The organism is Listeria aquatica FSL S10-1188 (assembly GCF_000525795.1).
Lineage (GTDB): Bacteria > Bacillota > Bacilli > Lactobacillales > Listeriaceae > Listeria > Listeria aquatica.
This window is the reverse complement of sequence record NZ_AOCG01000006.1, coordinates 123651-148793: the sequence shown is the minus strand read 5'-3', so window position 1 is coordinate 148793 and position 25143 is coordinate 123651. Positions and strand designations below refer to the sequence as shown.

Annotated in this window: 21 protein-coding genes and 6 pseudogenes; 23 read left to right on the top strand and 4 right to left on the bottom strand. The window is 40.0% G+C overall.

The genetic code is table 11. The features are described from left to right. The first annotated feature begins 2 nt into the window (after positions 1-2). The 23 genes and pseudogenes from MAQA_RS04705 (at position 3) to MAQA_RS04600 (ending at position 21034) form a co-directional block, all read left to right on the top strand. Positions 3-821: a WecB/TagA/CpsF family glycosyltransferase gene (locus tag MAQA_RS04705; RefSeq protein ID WP_420911926.1), complete on the top strand. Its 819-nt coding sequence runs from the start codon at positions 3-5 to the stop codon at positions 819-821. Between the two features lie 113 nt (positions 822-934). Next, positions 935-2089: an O-antigen ligase family protein gene (locus MAQA_RS04700; RefSeq protein WP_241463115.1), complete on the top strand. Its 1155-nt coding sequence runs from the start codon at positions 935-937 to the stop codon at positions 2087-2089. A gap of 5 nt (positions 2090-2094) precedes the next feature. Further along, positions 2095-3840, top strand: coding sequence for an asparagine synthetase B family protein (locus tag MAQA_RS04695; protein WP_159099958.1), 1746 nt, complete (start codon positions 2095-2097; stop codon positions 3838-3840). A 29-nt stretch (positions 3841-3869) separates the two neighbouring features. Beyond that, positions 3870-4340 (top strand): lipopolysaccharide biosynthesis protein, encoded by a 471-nt coding sequence (locus MAQA_RS16050; RefSeq protein ID WP_036071833.1) that lies wholly within the window; start codon positions 3870-3872, stop codon positions 4338-4340. 5 nt (positions 4341-4345) lie between these two features. Continuing rightward, complete coding sequence (locus MAQA_RS16045; RefSeq protein ID WP_277619938.1) at positions 4346-4993, top strand: lipopolysaccharide biosynthesis protein; 648 nt, start codon at positions 4346-4348, stop codon at positions 4991-4993. 334 nt (positions 4994-5327) lie between these two features. Continuing rightward, positions 5328-5870, top strand: coding sequence for a glycosyltransferase (locus MAQA_RS15335; RefSeq protein ID WP_241463094.1), 543 nt, complete (start codon positions 5328-5330; stop codon positions 5868-5870). After that, on the top strand, positions 5815-6357 hold the full coding sequence (locus MAQA_RS15330; RefSeq protein ID WP_241463093.1) for a glycosyltransferase: 543 nt from the start codon (positions 5815-5817) through the stop codon (positions 6355-6357). Before MAQA_RS15335 ends, MAQA_RS15330 begins: the two co-directional genes overlap by 56 nt. A 144-nt stretch (positions 6358-6501) precedes the next feature. Then, entirely contained in the window at positions 6502-7068 is a 567-nt protein-coding gene (gene folE, locus MAQA_RS04675) for a GTP cyclohydrolase I FolE (protein WP_036071831.1), read from the top strand. Positions 7069-7149: 81 nt separating this feature from the next. Then, positions 7150-7918 (top strand): annotated as a pseudogene (locus tag MAQA_RS04670) (heptaprenyl diphosphate synthase component 1). Positions 7919-7940: 22 nt separating this feature from the next. After that, positions 7941-8658: pseudogene (locus tag MAQA_RS04665) on the top strand (demethylmenaquinone methyltransferase). Then, a pseudogene (gene hepT / locus MAQA_RS04660) lies at positions 8655-9625 on the top strand (heptaprenyl diphosphate synthase component II). Before MAQA_RS04665 ends, hepT begins: the two co-directional pseudogenes overlap by 4 nt. Positions 9626-9637: 12 nt before the next feature. Next, entirely contained in the window at positions 9638-10081 is a 444-nt protein-coding gene (gene ndk / locus MAQA_RS04655) for a nucleoside-diphosphate kinase (protein ID WP_036071828.1), read from the top strand. Positions 10082-10203: 122 nt separating this feature from the next. Continuing rightward, a pseudogene (gene aroC / locus MAQA_RS04650) lies at positions 10204-11372 on the top strand (chorismate synthase). Positions 11373-11374: 2 nt separating this feature from the next. After that, positions 11375-12466 carry a 3-dehydroquinate synthase gene (gene aroB / locus MAQA_RS04645; RefSeq protein WP_036071825.1) on the top strand — a complete coding sequence of 364 codons (1092 nt, stop codon included), beginning with the start codon at positions 11375-11377 and terminating at the stop codon, positions 12464-12466. Further along, positions 12466-12843 (top strand): chorismate mutase, encoded by a 378-nt coding sequence (aroH, locus tag MAQA_RS04640; protein WP_036071822.1) that lies wholly within the window; start codon positions 12466-12468, stop codon positions 12841-12843. Before aroB ends, aroH begins: the two co-directional genes overlap by 1 nt. Beyond that, positions 12843-13934 (top strand): histidinol-phosphate transaminase, encoded by a 1092-nt coding sequence (gene hisC, locus MAQA_RS04635; RefSeq protein WP_036071819.1) that lies wholly within the window; start codon positions 12843-12845, stop codon positions 13932-13934. The genes aroH and hisC overlap by 1 nt, the downstream gene beginning before the upstream one ends. 13 nt (positions 13935-13947) lie before the next feature. Then, positions 13948-15051, top strand: coding sequence for a prephenate dehydrogenase (locus MAQA_RS04630; RefSeq protein ID WP_036071816.1), 1104 nt, complete (start codon positions 13948-13950; stop codon positions 15049-15051). A gap of 12 nt (positions 15052-15063) precedes the next feature. Continuing rightward, the gene (gene aroA / locus MAQA_RS04625) at positions 15064-16338 is read left to right on the top strand and encodes a 3-phosphoshikimate 1-carboxyvinyltransferase (RefSeq protein ID WP_036071814.1); all 1275 of its coding nucleotides are present in this window, start codon (positions 15064-15066) and stop codon (positions 16336-16338) included. 81 nt (positions 16339-16419) lie between these two features. Then, positions 16420-17673: a tetratricopeptide repeat protein gene (locus MAQA_RS04620; RefSeq protein WP_036071812.1), complete on the top strand. Its 1254-nt coding sequence runs from the start codon at positions 16420-16422 to the stop codon at positions 17671-17673. Positions 17674-17699: 26 nt separating this feature from the next. After that, a pseudogene (locus MAQA_RS04615) lies at positions 17700-18209 on the top strand (ReoY family proteolytic degradation factor); the annotation flags it as partial. Between the two features lie 95 nt (positions 18210-18304). Next, complete coding sequence (lhaT, locus tag MAQA_RS04610) at positions 18305-18889, top strand: lipoprotein heptaprenylglyceryl N-acetyltransferase LhaT (RefSeq protein WP_036071811.1); 585 nt, start codon at positions 18305-18307, stop codon at positions 18887-18889. Between the two features lie 131 nt (positions 18890-19020). Then, positions 19021-19704 (top strand): zinc metallopeptidase, encoded by a 684-nt coding sequence (locus MAQA_RS04605; RefSeq protein WP_036071809.1) that lies wholly within the window; start codon positions 19021-19023, stop codon positions 19702-19704. 61 nt (positions 19705-19765) lie between these two features. Further along, positions 19766-21034 (top strand): annotated as a pseudogene (locus tag MAQA_RS04600) (BaiN/RdsA family NAD(P)/FAD-dependent oxidoreductase). A 91-nt stretch (positions 21035-21125) separates the two neighbouring features. On the opposite strand, the gene MAQA_RS04595 reads toward MAQA_RS04600, so the two are convergent. The 4 genes from MAQA_RS04595 to MAQA_RS16575 form a co-directional block, all read right to left on the bottom strand. Continuing rightward, complete coding sequence (locus MAQA_RS04595) at positions 21126-21812, bottom strand: MIP family channel protein (protein WP_277619942.1); 687 nt, start codon at positions 21810-21812, stop codon at positions 21126-21128. 356 nt (positions 21813-22168) lie between these two features. Next, on the bottom strand, positions 22169-23359 hold the full coding sequence (locus MAQA_RS04585) for a helix-turn-helix domain-containing protein (protein ID WP_036071802.1): 1191 nt from the start codon (positions 23357-23359) through the stop codon (positions 22169-22171). 430 nt (positions 23360-23789) lie between these two features. Next, on the bottom strand, positions 23790-24794 hold the full coding sequence (locus MAQA_RS04580; RefSeq protein WP_036071800.1) for a serine hydrolase domain-containing protein: 1005 nt from the start codon (positions 24792-24794) through the stop codon (positions 23790-23792). Between the two features lie 3 nt (positions 24795-24797). Beyond that, positions 24798-25106: an EAL domain-containing protein gene (locus MAQA_RS16575; RefSeq protein ID WP_036071797.1), complete on the bottom strand. Its 309-nt coding sequence runs from the start codon at positions 25104-25106 to the stop codon at positions 24798-24800. Between the last annotated feature and the right edge of the window lie 37 nt (positions 25107-25143).

Sequence of the window (25143 nt, the reverse complement as noted above, 5' to 3'; positions counted from 1 at the left end):
ACGTGGCATCTGAACAAAATAAACGGGTTTCTTTACTTGGAATACAGCTAGACCTTCTCACGATGGAAGAAACACTTGCGCGAGTAGAGCAAATTATCTTGGCACGTCATCCAGAACAACATGTGGTTGTGAATGCAAGCAAAGTTAATTTAATAGCTAAAAACAAGGAATTGCAAGAAATTGTGAATAGCTGTTCGCTGATTAATGTAGACGGGCAGTCAATTGTTTGGGCTGGTCGCTTTCTTGGTTTTCCAGTTCAAGAAAGAGTGACAGGGATTGATTTATTTTCGAATCTTGTAAAAATAGCGGCAAAAAAAGGTTACCGAGTTTACTACTTTGGTGCGGAAGAGGAAGTGGTAGAAAAGGTGATACAGATTCATCAGGAAACCTTTCCAGCATTAAAGATTGCGGGCTACCGGAATGGTTATTTTGAAGAAGAGGATTCTCTTTCAATTGCAGAAGAAATCCGGGACAGCCATGCGGATATCTTGTTTGTTGCCTTTTCGAGTCCTAAAAAAGAATTTTGGATTCACAGATATAAAGAGATTATGAATGTTCCTTTCTCTATGGGCGTTGGTGGGAGCTTTGATATCATTGCTGGTAAAACAAAGCGTGCACCTAGTTGGATGCAAAAGATCGGCTTGGAATGGTTTTATCGCTTTCTTCAAGAGCCACGACGAATGTTTCGGCGCTATTTGCTAGGAAATCTGACTTTTTTTAAAGCTGGTATGGAAGGAGAAACGGCGTGGAAAATAGACAATTGCAACGTATACCTTGGAATATCTATTTGTTTTTGGCGCTGGTTGCTGTTTTTCCTTTGATTGATAGTGTAAATGGCTTTTTTTTTGACGACAGGTGAGACTTTTCCAATTGGTATTTTGTATCGCTTTGCGTTCTTTTTTCTTTTTTGCTTTTTGCCATTTTTAGCAAAGTAATGCCTAAGAGCCGCTATACCTTCCTCACTTTCTTGTTCATCTTAGGAAGCTTCTTGCTTTTTCTTCTTCAAAGTATTGTCCTAGAGAACCCGATTTCTCATGTAACTAGCGATTTAGGAGTTTTGGTGAAGTACTTTTTATGGGCACTGATTCCGTATTATATGTATCAACGGAGAGAGACTTTTCAGATTTTGTGGCTGAATCGAATGTTTACAGTGATTAATTTGTTTTTTACAGCAGGTCTCATTATTCCTTATTTATTGGGTGTTGGAACCTATACTTATGCAGCTTCTGAGGCCGGTTATAAGGGTTTTTTCTACGCGCAGAATGATCTTTCTTGTGCGTTCATTATTTTAATTACATTATCCGGCTGGGAACTACATAAAAAATTACAAGGAAAATGGCGCATGGGTTTAATTTTAAGCCTTCTGCTTTATGCGGGGAATTTCTTTTGCTTGATTTTAATTGGAATGAAAACGGGAATTCTTTACGGCGCTTTTGTCAGTTTGATACTTCTTGTCACTGTTTTATTTGGCTCGTTGTACAGGTCGTTCCTTCATCGTTTAACAATCTGGATCATTTGTTTAGGGATTTTACTCTGGGGCGCTATAAAAGGTGCACGAGATATCGTTTCAATGCTAAGCGGAACTTTCGAACGGCTAAGTTACTTTTATCATCTTTATGATGGTGACTTAGTTCGACTTTTGTCTAGCTCACGTAGCACTTTTCTGGATGGTGGAATGACTGCTTTTTTGAGCGATCCTCATTTTTATTTCACTTTTTTTGGTGGACAAGGCTTTCAGTACCGGCTAGAACAATTTGGTCGCATGGGCTTAATTGAAATGGACTTTTTTGATGCTTTTTTCGGTTTTGGATTGATTGGAATGATTCTCTTGCTCGTTTTACTAGGGTATTTTTTGAAGCTTGCACTAGAAAAAGAAGGACGTTCTGTTTATAGCTTTATTCTGATTGTCGTTATTTTTTACGGCTTTTTTGCGGGACATGTATTATTTTCAGCGTTGTCCTCAACTTTTTTTAGGGCTCATTTGTGGAGCTGTTCTTATCACGCGCAAGACTTAAAAATGATTGATTTTGATAGAAGGGAAGAAAGATGCTATGCCTGGATTTTATGGCTTTGTTTCAGACAGGCCTGATGTACTTGAAAAAAAAACTAAAATGGAGCGATTTTGTCACACACGAATCAGGATTTATAGATGAAGAGGCAGCAATTCAGGTTGCAGGACTTTATGGTCGCTTTTTTCGACATGCTACAAAAAAATTTATTTATGACAAAACGTTTTCTGAGGATGCAGAACACTTTTTTATTCTTGATGGCGTTGTCTTAAATAAGCAGAAACTGATGAAACATTACAGGTTGAATGCTGAAACAGAGATGGTTTCGTTACTTCAGAAAATGAAACAAACGGCCGCTGCTCCTTTCTTTAAAAACTTACGAGGCAGTTTTGCAGGAGTAGTACTCGAAAAAGAAACCGCAAGAATTGCGATCTATACAAATCATATGGGCGATAAAGAAGTTTTTTACTATATGGATCAAGAAACGAATACACTTTATTTTGCAATAGACTTTGATCTGCTAATAAAACTCGTTCATGTTCATTCCGGTAAGACATTTAGACTTAATAAAAATGCTAGTTATAGTTTAATGACGCATGGGCACACGCTTTGTAATGAAACTTTGTTCGATGAGGTGAAGCGCCTTACGCCAGGAAGCTTTTTAGTGTTTTCCTCTAGGGGGTTGATGCAGAAAAGTTATTATGAGATTCAAACTAAAGTGCAGCCGATTGAAGAAGACAAAGCACTTGAAAAATTGGATACATTGTTTCGAAGTGCTGTACGCCTTTCTTTTGAAAAGGATTTGGAGTATGGCTATAAACATTTAGTGGCACTAAGTGGCGGACTCGATTCACGAATGACAACTTGGGTAGCACACGAAATGGGCTATACGGATATGTTAAATTACACGTTTTCCCAGTCGAATTATCTGGATGAAACTGTGGCGAATAAAATCGCGGATAAGTTGCATCATGAGTGGCTGTTTAAAAGTTTGGATAACGGACTATATTTATACAAGTATTTTGATGAAGCTGTCAGGATATCGGGAGCAAGAGCTCAAAGCTCAACGGTTTCGCATACACTTAGTCTATTGAAAAATGTCAACTTGGATAGGTTTGGGTTAGTTCATACTGGTCAGCTTGGGGATGTCATCATCGGGACTTATTATGATGATGGGAAGCAGCAAGGCTTTAAGCGAGGAGATGGGGCTGTTTCGACGAAGCTGCTCGACCGGGTTTGCTACACAGAAGAGCAAGCAGTTAACTTATCGGATCAAGAATTGTTTAAGTTTTACAATCGTGGATTTACAGGGATAAATATTGGCTTAAAACCGATGTATCAATTTACAGAAACCATTTCTCCGTTTCTTGATGTCGAGTTTTTAGATTTTTGTTTGTCGCTTCCGTTTGAATATCGTAGTGGTCATGCGCTTTATTTGAAGTGGATCAATCGCTATTATCCGAGGGCAGCTAATTTTGTCTATGAAAAGGTGCAAGGAAAGATCAATCGCAAAGTCTGGACTGTGAAGGGGGTTCCTATTCCGTGGACAAGCTTTCCGAAAGCGGTAGGGAAGTTTCTTAAGAAAAAGCTTGGGCTGCGATTAAACACAAAGAAGCATATGAATCCGGTGGACTACTGGTATAAACAGAATCCAGAGCTACAAGCTTTCTATGAAGAGCGTTTTGAGCGAGGGTTAGAGGTGCTAAAAGATAAGCAGCTAAAGCAGGATTGTATGTTTCTTTTTGAAAATGGGACGGCACAGGAAAAAGATCAAGTTGTAACATTTTTAGCTTTTGTAGAACAAATGCAGCAGTTTATGCAAAAAAAGTGACGGGTGCTAAGTAGGAGGCGGAAATTTTCGTGAGTCAAACAAGCAATATTTTAAATAAGTTTTTATCAATTTCGATTGGAAGCTGGATTGCCATGTTGATCGGTTTTGTGAGCACGCCGATTACAACACGGCTCCTTTCACCTGATCAATTTGGACAAGCCTCCATTTTTTTGCTCGTTGTGGATGTTTTGGCAGCGATCACACTCCTCGGATCGGATCAAAGTTTTATTCGCTTTTTTTATGAAGAAGAGACGTCGAATCGTAAGTTTTTGTTGCGCGGCAGTTTAAGAATCTCACTTGCGACTTTTGGATTAGCAGCTCTTTTTAATTTTAGTTTTTTATCAAACTTTTTCCGCATTCATATTTTCAAAAGTCAGTTTGTGGCTCGTTTTTTTACTGCTGCTTTATGTTTTTTTGCGTATTGTGAGCACATTTGCATCGCTTGTTATCCGCATGCAACAAAAGGGAAAAATTTTCTCGTTGATTCAAGTCTTAAATAAATCACTTGAATTTCTGGGTATTCTTTTTTTTCGCGTATTTAATGGGTAATCACTATGAAGTTATTATTTACGCACATATTTCATTCATGATTTTAGTTACCGTGATTGCTATTAGTGTAGAGTATAAATTTTGGCGCTTTTTTGGTGACCAAGTTGCTCCCTTAAAAAGTGGCACGAGCGAAAGATTACGTTATGGCATGCCACTTATGGTCACGCTCCTAATGACATTAGCTTTTCAATCTGTGGACCGACTAGCCATTAAAGAGTGGTCGAACTATAGCGAATTAGGGTTATATTATGCAGCATTTAAAATTATTGCCGTTCTTAATATGTTACAGATCAATTTTACGGCTTTTTGGACACCACTTAGTTATGAAAAATTCAAAGAAAACCCTGATAATGCTGTGTTTTTCCAAAAAATGGCTCAAACGGTTATTTTTGTAATGTTTGTTATTGCAACGGGCGTTTTACTTTTTAAAGATGTTATTGTTTATCTTTTAGGTTCAGAATACCGGGATGCTGCTTCGATCATGCCTTTTTTAGTATTTATCCCTGTGATGTATACCATTTCAGAAGTGACCGTGGTTGGAATTAACTTTTATAAAAAAAACAAAGTGGCATCTTCTAATCGCTTGCTGTGTCTTTTTTATTAATGTACTTGGAAATATCTTGCTTGTTCCACTAATTGGGGCTGCAGGGGCTGCGATTTCTACTGGGATTTCTTATATCGCTTTTTTCACGATGAGAACTTATTTTTCCACTCGTTTATTTCAGGTTGATTATAAATTGAAGCGATTTTATGTGGGAACTTTATTTTTAGTCTCATATGCGCTTTATACAACTTTTTGCAAACAGTCGATGTGGTCTTTTTGGTTTTGGTCTTTTGGTGCTCTTAGTGATTTCTTGGTTATACAACGAAACGCTGATGGCACTCATTAAAAAGTACCGGGAATTTATGGGTTCTTATAGAAAGAAAGGAGGCAAAAGATGAATATATTGATGGTTGGACCTAGTTTTAAAGCTAAAGGTGGTATCGCGACAGTTATTGCCAACTTCCGGAAATATTACCGCAGTAATAAAATAGTTTACTTGGAAACTTGGCAGGAAAAACATAGATATTTTGCTGGAATTCGGGCTTTATTTGTGATCCGCAAGAAAATTCGGCAAGAAAAAATTGATATCGTTCACTTTCACGTAGCACAAAAAGGAAGTTTTTATCGGAAAGCTTTGCTTAGCTACTTAGTTCCTAGGTATACGCATTATATTTTCCATATGCACGCCTCACAATTTGATTTGTTCTACGAAAAAAGTCCACGATTCTTAAAAAAACGGATTCGAGACGTATTAAATCGTGCTGATCACATTGTTGTTTTAAGTGAAAGTTGGGCGAGCTTTTACAGAGGACTTACGAAAACCCCCATTTCTGTGATTCCTAATGCAGTAGAAGTTCCAAAAGAAGCAAACTACGATTCAGATGCCAAAAAAAATTATTATGCTAGGGCGTCAAGGAGAGCGAAAAGGAAGCTATGATGTGCTAAAAATTGCCCCACTTTTTCCAGATTACCAATTTGTTTTATATGGAGATGGGGAAATCGAACGACTTACAAAAGAAATAAAGCGAAAAAACATTCAAAATGTGACACTTCCTGGCTGGTTAGATGCTTCAAAACGTGATGAAGTGCTCTCAGGTGCAGTGTTGCACTTGTTAATCTCTTATAATGAAGGCTTGCCGATGTCTATTCTTGAGACGATGGCACGAGGGATTCCGAATCTTGCAACGGCTATTGGAGGAATACCGGACGCAATTAAAGATGGTGAAAATGGTTTTTTAGTAACACCGGGAGATCTGCAGCAAATTCAAATTTATTTGAATTTGTTTTTAAATGAGCGCGAGTTGAGAATTTCGCTTTCTAAACAGGCGAGGCTTACGGTGGAAAATCGTTTTTCGATAGAATCTTTTTTTAATGAGTGGAATGCTCTTTATGATGCTTCCATTTATAAAAAAGAAAAGGAATGAAATAGACTCAGAATCTCGTCATTGATAGACGGGATTCTTTTAATTTTTATCTCCCAGTATAGTGGGATAGAAACCGTTTACCTAATGAGGGGAGTTATGATAAGATAAACAGAGAAATAAAGCAAAAAAGGGTTAGGAGAATGACTGAAATGGATAAAGAAAAAAATTGCAGATGCCGTTAGAATGATACTTGAAGCTGTTGGAGAAAATCCAGAAAGAGAAGGATTAATTGAAACACCAATGCGGGTTGCAAGAATGTATGAAGAAATTTTCGCAGGCCTTCATAAAGATCCGTCTGTTCATTTTAATAAAGTTTTTGAAGAGCAGCATGATGAACTAGTCCTTGTCAAAGATATCCGCTTTTCTTCTGTATGTGAACATCACTTGGTTCCGTTTTTTGGCGTAGCTCACGTTGCTTATCTTCCCCAAAATGGTCGAGTTGCAGGTCTAAGCAAGCTAGCTCGTGTTGTTGATGATGTGAGTAAGCGCCCGCAACTACAAGAACGAATTACGAAAACCGTAGCAGAAATTATGATGGAAAAATTGAATCCACTTGGTGTTATGGTGATTTTAGAAGCAGAACATATGTGCATGACGATTCGTGGTGTCAATAAGCCAGGAGCGAAAACGGTGACAAGTGCTGTACGTGGTGCATTCCGCACAGATGACAAGCTTCGTAGTGAGGTTCTTTCGTTAATCAAGCATTCGTAAAAAACATAACTATTATCGTTTTGAAGTGGATTTATGCTATAATAATTCTTATGGATTATTGTTTTTGAAGGGGAAGTTATTATGACTTATCAAGGGAGCCTCACACAACTGAAGGAAGTGGAAAGATTGGTTCATGATCGAACAGCTTATGAGTTTTTAAAGGAGAATTTCGATGGTCCAAAAATGGATCAAGATCAAATGCTCTGGCTGCATGAATCACTTCGAAGCTCGGAACTTGCGGAAACGGATAAGTACCGAGTGATAACAGCTACGCTTTATGTCATTTTGGCTCATGATACACATGAGGGGATTGATGAAAAAGGCGATGCTCATAAATTAACGCTCAAAGAAAGAGAACTAACGGTTCTTGCCGGTGATTATTATAGCGCGCTTTATTACCGGACAATGGCTGAACTTGGTATGATTGATTTACTCCGGGCGTTGCAACGTGGTGTTCAAAAGATGAATACAGCAAAAACGAATATTTATCAACTTCACGTTTCTTCTGATGAACAATATGCGTCTGAGTTTAGGGCGGCATCAGCAGCCATTTTTTCGGAGTTTGCTCGTTATTTCGGAAAAACAGATGCTTTTATCTTGCTTGCTGAGCACGTGCTTGCTTTAAAAAAAACTGTTTGATGAACGGACCTTTTATGAGCTGTATCATTCATCCACTTTAAAACGAGCTTACGAACATGGCTTTTTTGCTCGTGATGCGGCCGCTTCTTTTGAAGAGTGGCTTGAACAACTAATTTTGAGATTTAAGCAGGAAATCACAGAACTTAGGAAAACTTGTGAACCCTTGTCTTCGGCGCTTGATATGCGTTTGCAAGAAATGCTACAGCGCTGACTTTAGAAAGGGGATAAAATAAATGACGACTGAAAAAGAAGAAAAAGTACATCATGTTTTTGAAAAAAATCTCGTCTGATTACGACCGCATGAATAGCGTGATCAGTTTTAAACTTCATGTGCACTGGCGAAATGAAACGATAGAATTAATGCGTATGAAAAAAGGAGCGTCTGTTCTTGACGTTTGTTGTGGAACAGCCGATTGGACGATTTTGTCAGCTGAAGAAGTTGGTCCATCAGGAGTTGTTACAGGGCTCGATTTCAGCTCAAATATGCTGCAAGTTGGTGAAGCCAAAGTAGCAAAATCTGGTCTTCAAAATATTGAACTGATGCAAGGGAACGCGATGGAGTTACCTTTTGCGGACAATTCTTTTGATTATGTCACAATTGGTTTTGGATTGCGTAATGTCCCAGATTATTTAGCCGTATTAAAAGAAATGTATCGGGTCTTAAAACCAGGTGGTCAGGCGGTTTGTCTTGATACGAGCCAACCGAATATCCCAGTTTGGCGCCCGTTTTTTAATACATATTTCCGCTATATTATGCCGCTTTTTGGGAAGATTTTTGCAAAGAGTTATGATGAATATAGCTGGTTGCAGGAATCGACACGTCATTTCCCAGGCATGAGAGCTCTTTCCGATTTGTTTTATCAAGCAGGTTTTTCATATGTGCGCTATATCTCTCACAGTGGTGGGGCGAGCGCGACGCATTTCGGCTATAAAAAGGTGGCAAGAAGATGAAATTTAATTTTTTATATCCTTCTATCCAAAAGGATATTGATGAAGTAGAAAATGAACTCAAATTGGCGGTTTCAGATGCAGATGCAGAAACGATTTCTGAAGCGGCACTCCATCTATTAACGGCGGGGGGGAAACGAATTCGTCCCATGTTTGTTTGCTTAACTGCAAGACTTGGCGAAAAGTATGAGCCCGTACTTAGTAGGAGCGCTGCGACTTCAATTGAACTTATTCACATGGCGTCTATTGTACATGATGATGTTGTGGATGATGCTTCGCTTAGGCGAGGGCGTCCTACGATTAAGTCTATGTGGGGAAATCATATTGCGATGTATACTGGGGATTTTTTGTTTGCGAAGTCACTTGAATATATGACGCGAGTAAAAAATTGAAAAAGCACACTTGCTTCTTTCGCAAGTGACTGTTGAACTAGCAGTTGGTGAAATTGAGCAAATTAAAGATAAATATAATTTTGAACAAAGCGTTCGCTCATATTTACGTCGCATTAAGCGAAAAACGGCATTGTTGATTGCGGCAAGTTGTGGACTCGGTGGCATTATTGCTGACTTGCCAGAAAAACTTGACGATAAGCTCTATTTGTTTGGTTACTATGTCGGGATGGCTTTTCAAATTACAGATGATGTTTTGGATTTTTCTCAAGATGAAAAGAAGCTCGGCAAGCCTGCTGGAGAAGACTTGAGTCAAGGGAATGTCACTTTACCAGTGTTTTTTTGCTATGCAAGACCCACTACTTTGTAAACGGATTGAACGTGTGACTGAAACCACTTCGAAGGAAGAAATCGAACATTTGGTGGAAGCCATCCGTAGTAGCGGCGCGATTGAAAAATCGGAACAAGTCGCGACGGATTACTTAAATAAAGCAGCGAGGATTTTGGATGAATTCGGTAATCGAAAAGAAGTAAAACCACTCAGACAAATTATCAAAATGCTCGACAAACGAGACTACTGAGGAGGAAATGCAATGGAGAGAACTTATGTCATGGTAAAACCTGATGGGGTAGCAAGAGGTCTCATTGGAAAAATCATTACTAGGTTTGAAGACAAGGGCTTGAATTTAGTTTCTGCCAAGTTGCTTCAAATGGATGAGGCGCTTGCCAAAGCGCATTATCAGGAACACGTCGGGAAACCGTTTTTCGATGACTTGGTTAGTTTTATTACGTCTGGTCCTATTTTTGCGATGGTTCTTGAAGGCGATGAAGCGATTTCTGTGGCTCGGAAAATGATGGGAGAAACGAATCCGCTTGAAGCTACCCCGGGAACAATCCGCGCTGATTTTGCTGTCCATATGAATCGCAATGTGATTCATGGCTCCGATAGTGAGGCTTCTGCTAAACGCGAAATTGGGTTGTTTTTTAAACCAGAAGAACTAACTTCGGCTAAAAGAGCCGATTGGAATTGGATTTAAGCTGTCTTCTGCTCTAGAAGGCAGTTTTTTTATATCACAAAGGTTGTCTCATAATGAGGCATATGATAAGATTATACATATATACTTTAAAGCGCTAAAACGGAGAAAAGGAGTCGAAAAAAATGAGATACTTAACGGCTGGGGAATCACATGGACCAGGATTGTCATTAATTATTGAAGGACTACCAGCGGGCATGCCGCTTCTTGCAAGTGATATTAATGTGGAATTAAAACGTCGTCAAGGCGGATATGGTCGCGGGGCGCGAATGAAAATCGAAAAGGACCAAGCACAGTTAACGGCGGGTGTTAGGCACGGAAAAACACTTGGATCGCCGCTTGCTCTTTTTGTTGAAAATAAAGATTTCAAACATTGGGAAACGGTTATGAGTGCAGAGCCAGTTCCAGAAAAAAAACGAAGCATCAAGACGGGTTTCTAGACCAAGACCGGGACATGCAGATCTTGTTGGCGGTATGAAGTACGGGCACCGTGATTTGCGGAACGTACTAGAGCGTTCGAGCGCAAGGGAAACGACTGTCCGAGTGGCGGCTGGAGCAATCGCCAAAAAAACTGCTCGCGGAACTTGACATCAAAGTTGCCGGACATGTGCTTGAAATTGGTGGTGTGCGAGCACAAATTGATCGGGATTACACGGTTACTGAGATTGAACAAATTGCTAATGAGTCCCCTGTGCGTTCGCTTGATAAAAGTCAGGAACAAGCCATGATGGATAAGATTGATGATACGAAGAAAAAAGGAGATACAATCGGCGGTGTAGTGGAAGTCGTTGTTGGCGGGGTGCCAGCGGGGCTTGGAAGCTATGTGCAATGGGATAAAAAATTGGATGCGAAAATTGCGCGAGCGATCGTGAGTATTAATGCGTTTAAAGGTGCCGAATTTGGGGTTGGTTTTGAGGCGGCACGGAAATATGGAAGCGAAGTGATGGATGAGATTTTATATTCGGAAGAAGACGGCTATACGAGACGGACGAATCACTTGGGCGGCTTTGAAGGCGGCATGACAAATGGGATGCCGATTGTTGTTCGTGGTGTGATGAAGCCGATTCCAACACTTTATAAGCCGCTTCAAAGCGTGGATATTGATTCGAAGGAAGCTTTTACGGCCAGTGTAGAGCGGTCAGATAGTTCGGCAGTTCCTGCGGCGAGCGTTGTCGCTGAAAATGTGGTTGCATGGGAAGTCGCAACGGCGCTTCTTGAAAAATATCAAAGTGATCGTTTGGATGTCTTAAAAGAGCAAGTGGACGCGGACCGGAAACGAATGAGGGAGTTTTAAGTATGCGTGAAATGAAAATTGAAACGGCTAGTAAAACATATCCGGTTTATATTGGCGAGGCTCTTTTTTCAGCGCTTAAAGGTTCTTTTGCGAAAGAATGGAAACGGTATTCAAAACTTTTAGTGGTGACAGATGAGCATGTTGCGAGCTTGCACCGTGAAGAGATGGAAACTTTTTTAAGTGAAGTTGAACAGGTTTCTTGGTTTGTGACGCCAAACGGGGAAGCGGCGAAGACGTTTTCGGTTTATGAAGCGGGGATTACGAAAGCGATTGAAGCTAGTCTAGATCGTAAATCGGCACTCATTGCTTTTGGCGGCGGCGTTATCGGTGACCTTGGCGGGATGATTGCGGCTACTTATATGCGCGGCATTCCATTTTATCAGTTTCCAACAACGGTACTGGCGCATGATAGCGCTGTTGGCGGCAAGGTGGCGATCAACCACCCGCTTGGAAAGAATTTAGTTGGAAATTTTTATCAACCAGAAGCGGTGGTTTACGATACGAACTTACTTCAGACACTTCCGGTTCGAGAGATGCGCTCTGGTTTTGCTGAGCTCATTAAGCACGCGCTGATTAGTGAGCAAGGGTTTTTAAATTCGCTTAAGGAGCATTTTGTTTCGGAGACGGACTTATACGGCAAGTCTTTGCCTTTGTTTCTTGAAAAAGGGATCTCTGTGAAGGCGGAAATTGTAAAACAGGATGAGACGGAACAAGGAGTGCGAGCGTTTCTTAATTTTGGCCATACATTCGGGCATGCGCTTGAGGCATTTGGGAATTTTGAACGATTTTTGCACGGGGAAGCGATTATTTATGGCATGTTGTATGCGCTTCGATTGAGTAAGAAGCTTTTGGGGCTTCAGTTTGAGCTCGCGCCATTCGAAAGCTGGCTTGTGTCACTCGGTTATGCGACGAAACTGCCTCAAGATGTGGCGTTTGAGGCCATCTATCACAATATGTTGCACGATAAGAAAACGACTTTCGGTGAGATTACGTTTGTGCTCTTGCAAGATATTGGGAGCTTAACTTTACAAACGGTTGATCGGGATGTGCTTGAAGAAACATTTATTCAGTTTAAAGAAGGAGGAGACGCGTGATGCGAGCGATTCGTGGAGCTACAACGGTGAAAGAAAATCAAGCGGAGGAGATTTATGCGGCGACTGATGAATTATTTCGACAAATTTTGCGGGAAAATGAGCTGACGGATCCAGAACGATTGGTATCGGTGATCATTACGGCAACGCCTGACCTTAATGCGGCTTTTCCAGCTCGAGCGATCAGAGAGTGTGAAGGATTTCAGTTACTTCCTGTGATGGGGATGGTCGAAACGGATGTTCCAGGTGCGCCGGCAAAGTGCATTCGACTTATGGTGCATGCTCAGATAGAGCGGCAGCTTGCGGATGTGAAACATGTTTACTTGAATGATGCAGCGAAGCTTAGACCAGATCTTGCAAGAAAGCGAGATGAGGCTTGATGAAATGGAATGAAACACTTGCCGGACTTGGGTCTTATAAACCAGGAAAGCGTGAGGAACAGGTGAAAGCGGAACTTGGTCTTGAGCGAATTGTGAAGCTATCTTCGAATGAAAACCCTTTTGGCGCTGCAGAAGCGGTTCGTGAAGCTTTACGTGTCTTGAGCTATGAATCCTTTACAGAGCTTTATCCGGATGGGCATGCGGCTGCACTTCGAAAGGAGGTTGCTGCATTTTATCAGCTAGATGAAGCAGAACTCATTTTCACGGCAGGCGTTGATGAACTGATTGGGCTTTTGGCACGAGCACTTCTTCGTCCAGATGTGAATACGGTGATGGCAACGCCGACTTTTGTTCAGTATGCGCATCATGCAAAAATCTGTGGGGCGGAGTTGCGAGAAGTCCCGCTGCTTAATAATGGGGATCATGACCTCGATGCGATGTTAGCGCAGGTTGATGAAGATACGGCGATAGTTTGGATTTGCAATCCGAATAATCCGACGGGGAACTTTTTAGATTTGAATGTGGTGGAAACTTTCCTCAAGCAGGTTCCAAAAGAGACGCTTGTCGTCTTGGATGAAGCTTATATCGAGTATGTTGAGCCCGTTCCGGATGCACATGAAAAGTGGATTCGTACGTATCCCAATTTAGTGATCACAAGGACTTTTAGTAAAATTTACGGGCTTGCGAGTGCGCGAGTGGGCTATGGGATGGCTCATCCAGAAGTTGTGGATAAACTGAATGTCATTCGTTCGCCTTTTAATACGACAACAATCGGGCAAGCGCTTGCGCTTGAAGCTCTTTTGGATCAAGATTTTATCGCAAAATGCCGCAAAGAAAACAGATTAGGTATCGCACAATATGAGGCGTTCGCCAAACAATACGAAGAAGTCAAACTTTATCCTTCTTGCGGAAATTTTGTTTTGCTTGAGTTCCAGTACCCGGGTCAACGTGTGTTTCGCTATTTGGAGAAAAATGGCTATATCACGCGCTCTGGGGAGTCGCTTGGTTTTTCAAATGCGGTGCGGATCACAATTGGTCGCGCGGAGGACAATGCGGAAGTGATTCGTTTGCTTGAGGCATTTTTACGCTAAGGAGGCGTTTTTTTTGAAGGGAAATGTGGTGATCGTTGGACTTGGGCTAATTGGCGGTTCTATCGCACTTGCAATACGAGAGCAGCATCAAGAGGCGCATATTATTGGTCTGGATGTTTCGATGAGAACGCTTGAAACTGGGCTTGAACTCGGGGTGATTGATGAAATTGGCGAGAGTCTCTTAATAGATGCCAAGCGTGCAGACTTGCTAATTTTTTGCTGTCCTGTTAAGGAGACGGAGGCGCTTTTACGTCACTTACCTAAACTGAAGCTAAAAGATACACTTATTGTGACGGATACGGGAAGTACGAAAGCGGGGATTATGTCGTGTGCGGAGAAGCTTAAGGAGCGGGGAATTACGTTTATAGGTGGACATCCGATGGCAGGTTCACATAAAAGTGGGGTCACAGCGGCTAAGCGGCTATTATTTGAAAATGCTTATTACTTGCTCACTCCTTTTGAAGGAGAAGACGAAAAACGTGTATCGGAGTTAAGAGCGTGGCTTTCTGGAACTAGTGCGAAGTTTTTGCGGCTATCGCCTGCTGAACATGATGAAATTACGGGAATGCTGAGCCACTTGCCGCACATTATTGCCGCTGCTTTAGTTCGGCAAACGGAAGGGTTTACGCATCTGCATCCAAGCGCATTTCAACTTGCAGCGGGGGGATTTCGAGATATTACCCGTATTGCTTCTTCTGATCCACGAATGTGGACGGATATTTCGCTTAGCAATCAAAACGTTTTGATGGGACAACTAAAAAGCTGGAAGCTCGCGATGGAAGAAGCACTTCAAATGCTTCGGACAGGAGATAGGCAAGCGATTTATCAATTTTTTGATGAAGCGAAAGAATTTCGTGATACACTCCCTGTTCATAAAGGAGCGATTCCTGCTTTTTATGACTTGTTTGTTGACGTGCCGGACTATCCAGGGATTGTTTCGGAAGTTACAGGTTATTTAGCGAAGTGGGAAATTAGCTTAACTAACTTGAAAATTCTTGAAACACGTGAAGATATTTTTGGGATTTTGCAAATTACTTTTCAAACAGAAGAAGATCGAAGTCGTGCGAAGGCCTGCATTGAGGAGCAAAGCGACTTTTTATGCTATTACGAGGAATAAGGAGATATCGCTATGAAACTAATAACGAATCAAACGAACTTGAAAGGGACAATTGAAGTTCCTGGTGACAAGTCGATTTCACATCGCAGCATCATGTTTGGTGCGCTTGCAAAAGGAACAACGCGGATTCATCATTTTCTGGAAGCTGAGGATTGTTTAAGTACGATTGAAGTGTTTCGTAAGCTGGGTGTTAAGATTGAACGCTCAGATTCGGAAGTCGTTGTTCACGGCGTCTCTGGCTTTCAGGGATTAAAAAAGCCAGAGTCAGAACTTTATGTTGGAAATTCGGGAACGACGATTCGACTGATGATGGGGATTTTAGCTGGTGCTCAGTTTGATGCGGTTTTAACAGGGGACGAGTCGATTCGAAAAAGACCAATGAATCGTGTGGGGATACCTCTTGAAAAAATGGGTGCGCGCATTGAAACAAAAAATGATGCAGGTTTTGCGCCAGTTCAGTTACGTGGAGGAAATCAACTTTCAGGAATTCACTATGAGATGCCTGTTGCAAGTGCTCAGGTGAAGAGTGCCATTTTATTTGCTGCTCTTCAAGCAGAGGGCGAAACGGTGATTCATGAAAAAGAAAAAACACGAAATCATACAGAAGAAATGATTCGTTTGTTTGGTGGCGAAATTGAAGAAGAGGGACTCACTGTGAAATTATCTGGCAATCAAAGTTTTACAGCTCAGGAAGTGCGTGTGCCTGGAGATATTTCTTCAGCCGCTTTTTTCATCGCGCTTGGTCTACTTGTGCCAGACTCTTTGATTCGGTTAACGAATGTTGGACTTAACCCAACTCGGACAGGAATTCTTGATGTAGTGGAAGCGATGGGCGGAAATCTTACAAAAGAAGCTTCAACCTTTTCGGGGACTATCCAAGTGGCAACCTCAAATTTGCGTGGAACAACTATTGAAGGTTCACTCATTCCTCGTTTAATCGATGAGCTTCCTATTATCGCACTTCTTGCGACACAAGCAGAGGGTGAAACAGTGATTCGTGATGCAGAAGAACTTAAAGTTAAAGAAACGAACCGGATTGATGCGGTTGCAAATGAATTGAAGAAAATGGGGGCAGACATTACGCCGACTGAAGATGGTTTAATCATTCGCGGGAAAACGGCACTACATGGTGCAAAAGTGACGAGCTACGGAGATCATCGTATTGGAATGATGCTACAAATCGCGGCTTTACTTGTAAAAGAGGGGGAAGTGGAACTTGAAAAAGCCGAAGCGGTTGCGGTTTCTTATCCTGACTTTTTTGATGTGATTGAGTCGTTGATAGATTGATACGCTTAGCTCAATTGCTTTGATTCTCCTACTCTTTTTGTTATAATGTTGGTTATTATGTGATGAGTGAGGGGTGTCATTTTGAAAAACGCGGAAAAAATGCTAAGTGCACTCGAACATGAAAACATGGACGAAGCAAAAAAATATTTTGATGCTGTGGTTGCGGGGGATTCTCCGGAAGAACAGTTCTTTTTAGCGGAACAGCTGTTCAGTTTAGGATTTTTGGATGAAACGGAAGACCTTTACGAACTTTTACTTGCCGCTTTTCCAAATGAAGGAGAGCTATACGTTAGATTAGCTGAGGTATCTATTGAAAAAGATCAGTTAGATGAAGCGGCTGAACGGTTAGAACAAATTAAGCCTGATGATGATGCTTATCTTGAGAGTTTGCTTGTTGCAGCAGATTTGTATCAAATGCAGGGGCTGTTTGAAGTGACAGAACAAAAATTACAACAAGCGAAAAGCCTTGCGCCAGGCGAACCGATTATTGATTTTGCGCTTGGAGAATTTTATTTATCACAAGCGCGTTTTGCCTCTGCTGTACAAAGTTACCAGTCGGTGCTTGATGCTGGGATTACAGCGCTCCAAGATGAAACGATTTCTGTTTATGTACGAATGGCAGAAGCACTCAGTGCAAGTGGTGCATTTGAAGAAGCCATTCCTTTTTATGAAAAAGCGCTCGAAGAAAATGAATCCCTTGATACATTATTTGGATTAGGGTTAACAGCTTTTCAAGCTAAGGAATACGCGACGGCAATTCATTCGTTTGAGCATTTAAAAGAACACGATCCAAGCTATACCACGCTTTATCCTTATCTTGCCAAAAGTTATGAAGAAAATGGGCAGAAGGAACAAGCTCTTGAGATTCTTGAAGAGGGACTTAAGCAAGATGAATTCAATAAAGAACTCTTTTTTGAAGCAGGACAGCTCGCCCTGTCGCTTGGTCGCTTAGAAGAAGCAGAAAACTTTTTCAGACAAGCGCTCGTGCTTGATCCTGAGTACATTGATGCGATGCTTGAGTTGAATAAGTTGTTGCTTGATAAGGCGGATTATGATGGTTTAGTTGAAATTTTTGAAGGGCTTAGTGAGGAACTAATCACAGAACCTCAAATTTTCTGGGACTTAAGTGTTGCATATCAAGAGACAGAACAATATAATAAGGCAAAAGAAAATTTTGAGAAAGCCTATCCTCACTTTAAAAATAACCCCACGTTTTTACGTGAATATGGATTATTTTTACGCGAAGAAGGAGATGCACTAGCCACGACGATTTTAAGTGATTATCTTACTTTTGAGCCAGAGGACGAGGAAATCCGAAGTTTACTTGATTTTTGATGAAAAATTCGGAAGGAGTGATTGTTATGAAAGCACCCATTTCTGTGGATGAAAAAAAAGACTTTATTCGTTGGCTGTTAAATACGCATCAAATGAAGATGCGGGAAGCGATGTGGGTTCTTAATTATATTGCTGGACATGATCAAATCATGAAGTATGTGCACTTTGTAGATGATCTTGACGGCAAAAACCGAGGACTTGTTCTTTCCGCACACGGAGTCGATAACGAACCATTCCGATTTTTTAAAGGAAACTTAACAACATCAGATCCAGAAAAAGCTTTTCACGATATTCGTTTAAATTGGGATGAAAATCTCTATATTATGCTACATTTTAAAGAAGCGTTAAGCTCACCTGAATATGCACTTGTACGGGAAGAAAATCCGGCGCAAGAGCTTAAAATTGGTGAAGAGGAAAAGCTTTTAGCTGAAAAATTTTTAAATCAGATGATGAACCGCTTTGAAGAAGAGGCGTTAAAGCGTGAAATTGACCGGGCGCTTGATCATCGTGATAAAGAGACCTTTTTTAAAATTGTCTGCAGTACTTCGAGAAAAAACAATCTAATGATTCACTTTAAGCTGGACGCAGAATACTTTGCTTCCAGCTTAAAAATGTTTTGGGGGGGAAGAATGTGTATCAATTACTTGCAAATCGTTCTTTCTTGCGACTGCTTTTGGTAGTGAATTTGCTAGGAGCCATTTACGGGTATATCTGGTATTTGCCGCAATTGCAGTTGACGAAAGTTCAGTTTTGGCTTTTTGTGCCAGACAGTCCAACGGCTATTTTGTTTTTTGCGTTTGTTTTGATTGCTTTTTTAGGGAAAAAACACTGGCCGCTTATGGAAGCGTTAGCGTTTGTTTGTCTTGTAAAATATGGGATTTGGGCAGTTGGAATGAATATTTTCTTAATGCTTGACCAGAAAATGCTTTTACTTACAAGTGTGATGTTACTTCTTAGTCATGGTCTTATGGCTCTCGAAGGTATACTTTATGCGCCGTTTTATCGTTTTCGAATAAGTCACTTTATGATTGCGGCGGTTTGGATTTTACATAATGATGTGATTGATTATTTATTTGGGCAAATGCCGATTTATATGGGACTTGAACGCTACTTGCCTTATGTTGGCTACGCAACTTTTTGGCTTTCGGTACTTGTTTTATTCTTCGTTTATCAAAAAGCCGTTCGAAAAGACCGATTTAAATTAGAACTCTATTAAATAGTTGATTTAGTAGATAGAAAATAAGATTTTTCTCATTTTAGGCTTTCCCCATTGAGACTTTTTAGAAGTTCCTTTATAATTAAAACTAATCATTGTTAGGAAAATAATTTGAGGAGGAAGTTGATAGAATGTCCTTTGGTGCATATATTTTATACTTTGTTATTGTAGCCGCGATTCCGCTTTGGGCGCAGTTTCGCGTTAAGACAACTTATTCGCAGTATTCCAAAGTCGGCGTAAGAAGCGGACTGACGGGTGCGGAAGTTGCGCGCATGATTCTTGATCGGAATGGCTTATCAAATGTTCCTGTTCAAGCGACAAGTGGTGTTTTAAGTGACCACTATGATCCTAGAAAAAAAGCCGTTTTCTTATCAGAATCCAATTACCATGAAGCGTCAATTGCTGCAGCAGCAGTAGCAGCACATGAAGTAGGGCATGCGATTCAAGATAAAGAAGACTATGCATTTATGCGTTTTCGTTCAGCTCTTGTGCCGATTACTTCGTTTAGTTCCAACATTTCGTGGGTGTTTTTAATCATTGGAATGATTGCAACTATGCCAAGCTTAATGCTCGTTGGGATTGTGTTAATGGCAGTTGGTGTCTTATTCCAACTTGTAACCCTTCCAGTCGAATTTGATGCAAGTAAGCGAGCACTTGTTCAACTTGAAGATGGTGGCTTTTTAATTCAACAAGAAGTGCCGCAAGCAAGAAAAGTACTTAGCGCTGCTGCAATGACATATGTTGCTGCAATGGCCGTTGCTGTACTTGAACTTTTACGTTTGTTGCTTATCTTCACGAATATGAACCGAAACTAGTCAAAACCTGAGAACTCTCTCAGGTTTTTTCGTGAATTTGTTTAAATGAAGGAGTAATCGAATGGATTTTGATGTTATTGTTATTGGCGGCGGACCGTCTGGATTAATGGCGGCGATTTCAGCTGCCGAACAAAATAAACAAGTTTTACTGATTGAAAAAGGACCTAAATTGGGAAGAAAGCTGATTTTATCAGGTGGCGGGCGTTGTAACGTCACAAATCGCAGACCGGTCGATGAGATTATCCAGCACATTCCTGGAAACGGTCGTTTTTTATACAGTGCCTTTCATCAGTTTGATAACGAAGATATTATCACTTTTTTTTGAAAAGCTCGGAGTACAACTGAAAGAAGAAGATCATGGACGTATGTTTCCTGTATCGAACAGCGCTCGTTCTGTGGCAGAGGCAATGGTTCAGCGTATGGAAAAACTAGGTGTGAAAGTATATATGAAAACTGCTGTGAAACATCTATGCTATGAAAGCGGACAAGTTACCGGGGTTGTTCTTTTGGACGGACAAAAAATCACAGCGAAAAGTGTCATTGTCGCAGTCGGCGGAAAATCCGTTCCGCGCACAGGCTCAACTGGAGACGGATATGCTTGGGCAAAAGCAGCTGGGCACACGATTACAGAACTTTATCCAACGGAAGTTCCGCTAACATCACGTGAAAAATTCATTCAAGAAAAGCGTTTGCAAGGTATTTCCCTTCGCGACGTAGCGCTTTCTGTGCTCAATTCAAAAGGAAAGGCGATCATTACCCACCAAATGGATATGATTTTTACTCACTTTGGAATTTCCGGTCCTGCTGTACTGCGTTGTAGTATGTTCGTCGGAAAAGAACTAAAAAAAACAAGAAAACGTCACCATGAAGCTTGATTTATTTCCTGATGAATCCTCTGAGGCTTTGAAAAAACGTATTTTTGCGTTGCTTGAGGCTAGTCCCAAAAAAGCTCTGAAAAATGCGCTTGCCCCATTGACACAAGAAAAATTACTACACTTTTTACTAGAAAAAGCAGATTTAGACTTAGAAAATTCATATCGACAAGTCAGCCCGAAGAAACTAGATCAATTTGTTTTGTCACTTAAAAACTTTCTCTTTACTGTAAATGGCACATTAAGTTTTGACAAAGCTTTTGTAACGGGCGGAGGGGTCTCGATCAAAGAAATTGATCCTCGGGAGATGCAATCTAAACTCATGCTCGGATTGTTTTTTTTGCGGTGAAATTTTAGATATCAATGGCTATACAGGCGGGTACAATATTACCTGTGCGCTTGTAACGGGTCACACTGCAGGAGAAAATGCCGCTTTTTTTGTGGATCAAGTGGATTAAAAAGAGATATAAAAGAACAGAAACTAAGGTATAAAGTCCATTTTTAAAATGGAACATCTTAGTTTCTGTTCTTTTCATTTTCGCTTAAATTTTATTTTTCACTGCTTAATACAAATTTACTAACAAGTGCAGCCAAAACGCCTCCAACAATAGGAGCTAGAATGAAAAGCCAAAGCTCTGAGAGTGCGGCTTGTCCGGTAAATAAAGCAGGGGCGATACTTCTAGCAGGGTTAACGGAAGTTCCAGTCAAAGGAATCCCTAGTAAATGCACAAGTGTTAAAGTAAGCCCAATAGCAAGCCCCGCAAAAGCAGCATTTCCTTGTTTTCCTGTTGTTGTCATGACCACTAAAACAAAGATAAAGGTTAAAATCATTTCAACTAAAAACGCTCCTGATGCAGAGAGAGCCCCAAAACCATTTTGGCCTAGATTGTCTGTTGAAAGAGAAGAGGCAAGTAAAAAGGTTCGAAGAGTGAGCGTTGCGACAATGCCTCCTAAAATTTGTGCGACAAGATAAATGCAAAGTTCTTTTAAAGGCATACGTTTATTGATAAACATGGCGATGGAAACAGCAGGGTTGATATGGCAACCTGAAATTGTTCCAATGCTGTAAGCCATGGCAACGATAGAGAGCCCAAATGCCAGTGCGATACCCGGTGTACCTATGCCTTCTATGCCGCCCCCAAGGACAGCAGTTCCGGTACCAAAAAGAACAAGTGTAAAAGTACCGATAAATTCAGCTAAAGCTTTTTTCAAAAATCCTTCCTCCTTAAACTTAATGGATATAGAGAATCCTATACTATTATAAAGTTTTTTTAGTGTTATAAAAGCTATATTTATTGTTTTATGAGGTGGATTTTGGTGTTTTATGCGAAAAAGAAAAAATTAAGAATATTTACTCATAGACTAGAACAAAAGATTTAAGAATTCCGTGAATAATATTTTCGATTTCCGAAATTTCACAAGGTGTCCCGATATAAAATGTATGGGCATTTTCTTGAAAGTCGTAGTGGTTAGTAATCAAGTATTGAAAAGCAGTCAGTCTCGTTTGAAAATTAGAGTCACAGCTTGTGAGATTGACGATCTTGATTTTACTAGAAAATAAATTGATAAGCATTGCTTCGATGTAAAGCGTTCTATTTTTTTTCTTCATCTAGAAAAAGGTAAATTGTAATTTGTTCGATCGGTTCTATTTGGTTTGCCATGATAATCTGGCAAAGTGTATAGGCAATAACTGGTCTTTTTTCATCAGAATCTGTGTAAACCTCTGCCAAAGAAAGACACTGTTTATAAAGTTTTTCTTCATAAAAAATAGGCTGATTATAAGAAAAGAGCTCATCAATGATCCCTGTTTGAGCAAAATCATTTAAAATATAGACGTCATTTAGATAGCAACTAAGAACATCTAAAAGTGTATCATCTTGGATATTTAAAAATTGACGACAGAGGGCTTTATGTGTGTTATTAAAAAGATAATGTTTTTGTCGCTTAAGCTGAAAATGAAGATTATCTTTACAGTAAACATGCCCTTCCTTTAACATAACGGTGAAAAAAACGAACTCATCTTCCGAAAGCTCGTGTAAATGAAAATAGCGTTTTGTTAATCGAGCGATTTGTTTTTTGAACAGTTCGTAGTCATCACAGCGAACGATACTGTCTCTTTGTTTATCGCTTAGCTGAATAGTGTGTCCAAGTGAAAGTCGTTTTACAGATACTTTGAAGCGATATAGAATTTTGTTGGTATCATAGGAAGCGATATAAGAAGGGAATTGTTCTTTTAATGAAGTGACAAAGTCATCATAAAAAAATAAATCATTTACGAAGATGGGATATTCTCGGCTGAAATAAAGTAATTTATTGTAAAAGTTACGAATATTTAGCTCGCTACCTGTAAGGACAAGTGGATTGTTTTTTAGTTTGACAGAGTAGCTTGTGAGCAAATGATTTAAAGCCTTTAAATACCTAGCATATGTGGATTCAGAGAAGAAGAATGTGGTTAAAATTTTTGAAACATCAAGTTTATCATGGCTGAAAAGATGTTTGAAAATAAAAAAACTGGGTTCTTCTTGGATGATTTTAAACATCAGTTGATATTTTTGTTGGGGAGAACACTTGTAGAAAATTTTGTTTAACCTAGACGTTTTTGTGATTGCACCCGGCTGTATGTCTGCGAAATAAGAAAAATCCTTTCTGATGGTTTCTTTTGAAACGGCCAATTTGTCAGCAAAAGTTTCGATATCTTTAGGTTCGGAAGTTAGTTCTTTTAATAACCGAACTTTTCGATGATTGCTTTTGTTGATGAAAAAATCAATTAAAAAGTTATTCATATTTTTATCACCCTTAGGTTGAGATATCTTTCTATACAATACCATTTTCCCATTAAATTAAACTGGCAAAATTTTTTTTCCTGTAGACTAATTATTGACAGTATTTTTAAAATCTTGCTTATACAATCATTAAATTCATCTTAAAATTCATTTTAAGTGAAAATAGAAGCGTGAGAAAACGCGTATGAAAAGCTGTTTATTCGAGTAAGCCAAAAGTAAAATGTTGCTTCTCTATTTGAAAGAATTGATCAATCATGAAGCAGGAAAGGTCTTTTGTTTCGTGTATAAGGGAATAAGTATAGTTTAAAAAAGAACAGAAATCAAAGGACATAACCGTTTTTTAATGGCCATCCAATCATTTCTGTTCTTTTTCTGAAAAATACTAGAATCTCAAGGTGTTCGTAAAGGATCTAATAAATTTTGATGAACACTATTTAATTTCTGCTAAAAAAGCATCCACAATTTCTTCACGTTTTTCAAGGAATAGTGGATTATTTCTTGTCGGATGAATCCGATTGGAAAGAACAACTAGCCCGTGCTGTGTCACGGGATCGAGTACAAGAAAAGTTCCTGTAAACCCTGTATGGTAAAGGGCAAAGTGATCTCGAATTTTCCGTAAATCAAAACCAATGCCCCGATCACGATTTAGTTGAGGCGTATAGTTTTTTTGGATAGAGGCTAAACTTTGCTTCGAAAAAAGTGGTGCTCCGCCATCAAAAAGGAATGCATTTGCAAATAAAAGCAGATCTTCTAGGGGCGCAAATAGCCCCGCGTGTCCAGTATTTCCGTGAGCAATAAACGCTTTATGATCATGAACAATTCCTGTGACTAAGCCCCGTTTATCTGTTAGCTCTGTTGGAACTGCTTTTTTTGGATCTGCTGAATAAAAACTGGTTTGACGAGCACCAAGAGGCGATAAGATGTTTTTTTCAATTTGAGATTCAAAATTTTCTGGCACAAGTGCTTCAATCAAATAGCCCAGAAGTAAAAAGTTAAGATCGGAGTATTCCACAAAGGTTTTTGCTGGCTTTACTTGTTTAGCCGAGTAGACATATGCCCGAACATCGTCAGGCTCTTCTATAACAAAGCCAGGTAGACTTTTGGGTAACCCCGATGCGTGTGTGACAAGATCTAAAATCGTAATGGCTTCATACTTAAAGTCTGGCAAATAATTGATAACGGCATCGTTCCAGTCAAATAGTGCTTTTTCGTGCAGTTGAACGAGTCGAATCGTCGTTGCAAGAACCTTTGTCAAAGAAGCAAGATCGTAGAGATTTGAGGATGTAGCAAGAAGAGGAGTTTTTTCTGGGAGCCAAGCTTTATCGCCGAAAACGGACGTCCTAGTTTCAGTGGGCGTCAAAATAGCAAAACTCACACCCGGAACCGTTTTTTCGCTTACTAAATTGTGTAGTAAAGTAGTCGTTTGTTCAAACATTAATTAGCCTCCATTTTCTTGTTCATTTCGTGAGCTGATAAAATAATATCCTTGCGCATAACGCACGTCAGGGTTTTTCAAAAAGTGTAGTTGTTCAGGCCTTTCAACTCCTGTAACGATGAGCTCTCGATTATTTCGTTCCAAAAAAAGAAATAAATGAGCTAGAACCTGCAGCTTTTCCTTCTTGTGTTCAATGTCTCGTAGCAGAGCCGCATCTATCTTCACCAATTTGACAGGTTGAGATAAAGCCCGATAAATAGCGTACTGTGAGGTGCTTTTTAGGATTAATAGACCGTATAAAAAAATAGCCAAACTGGATCAAATTGACTCGATAATCTCCCACATGACT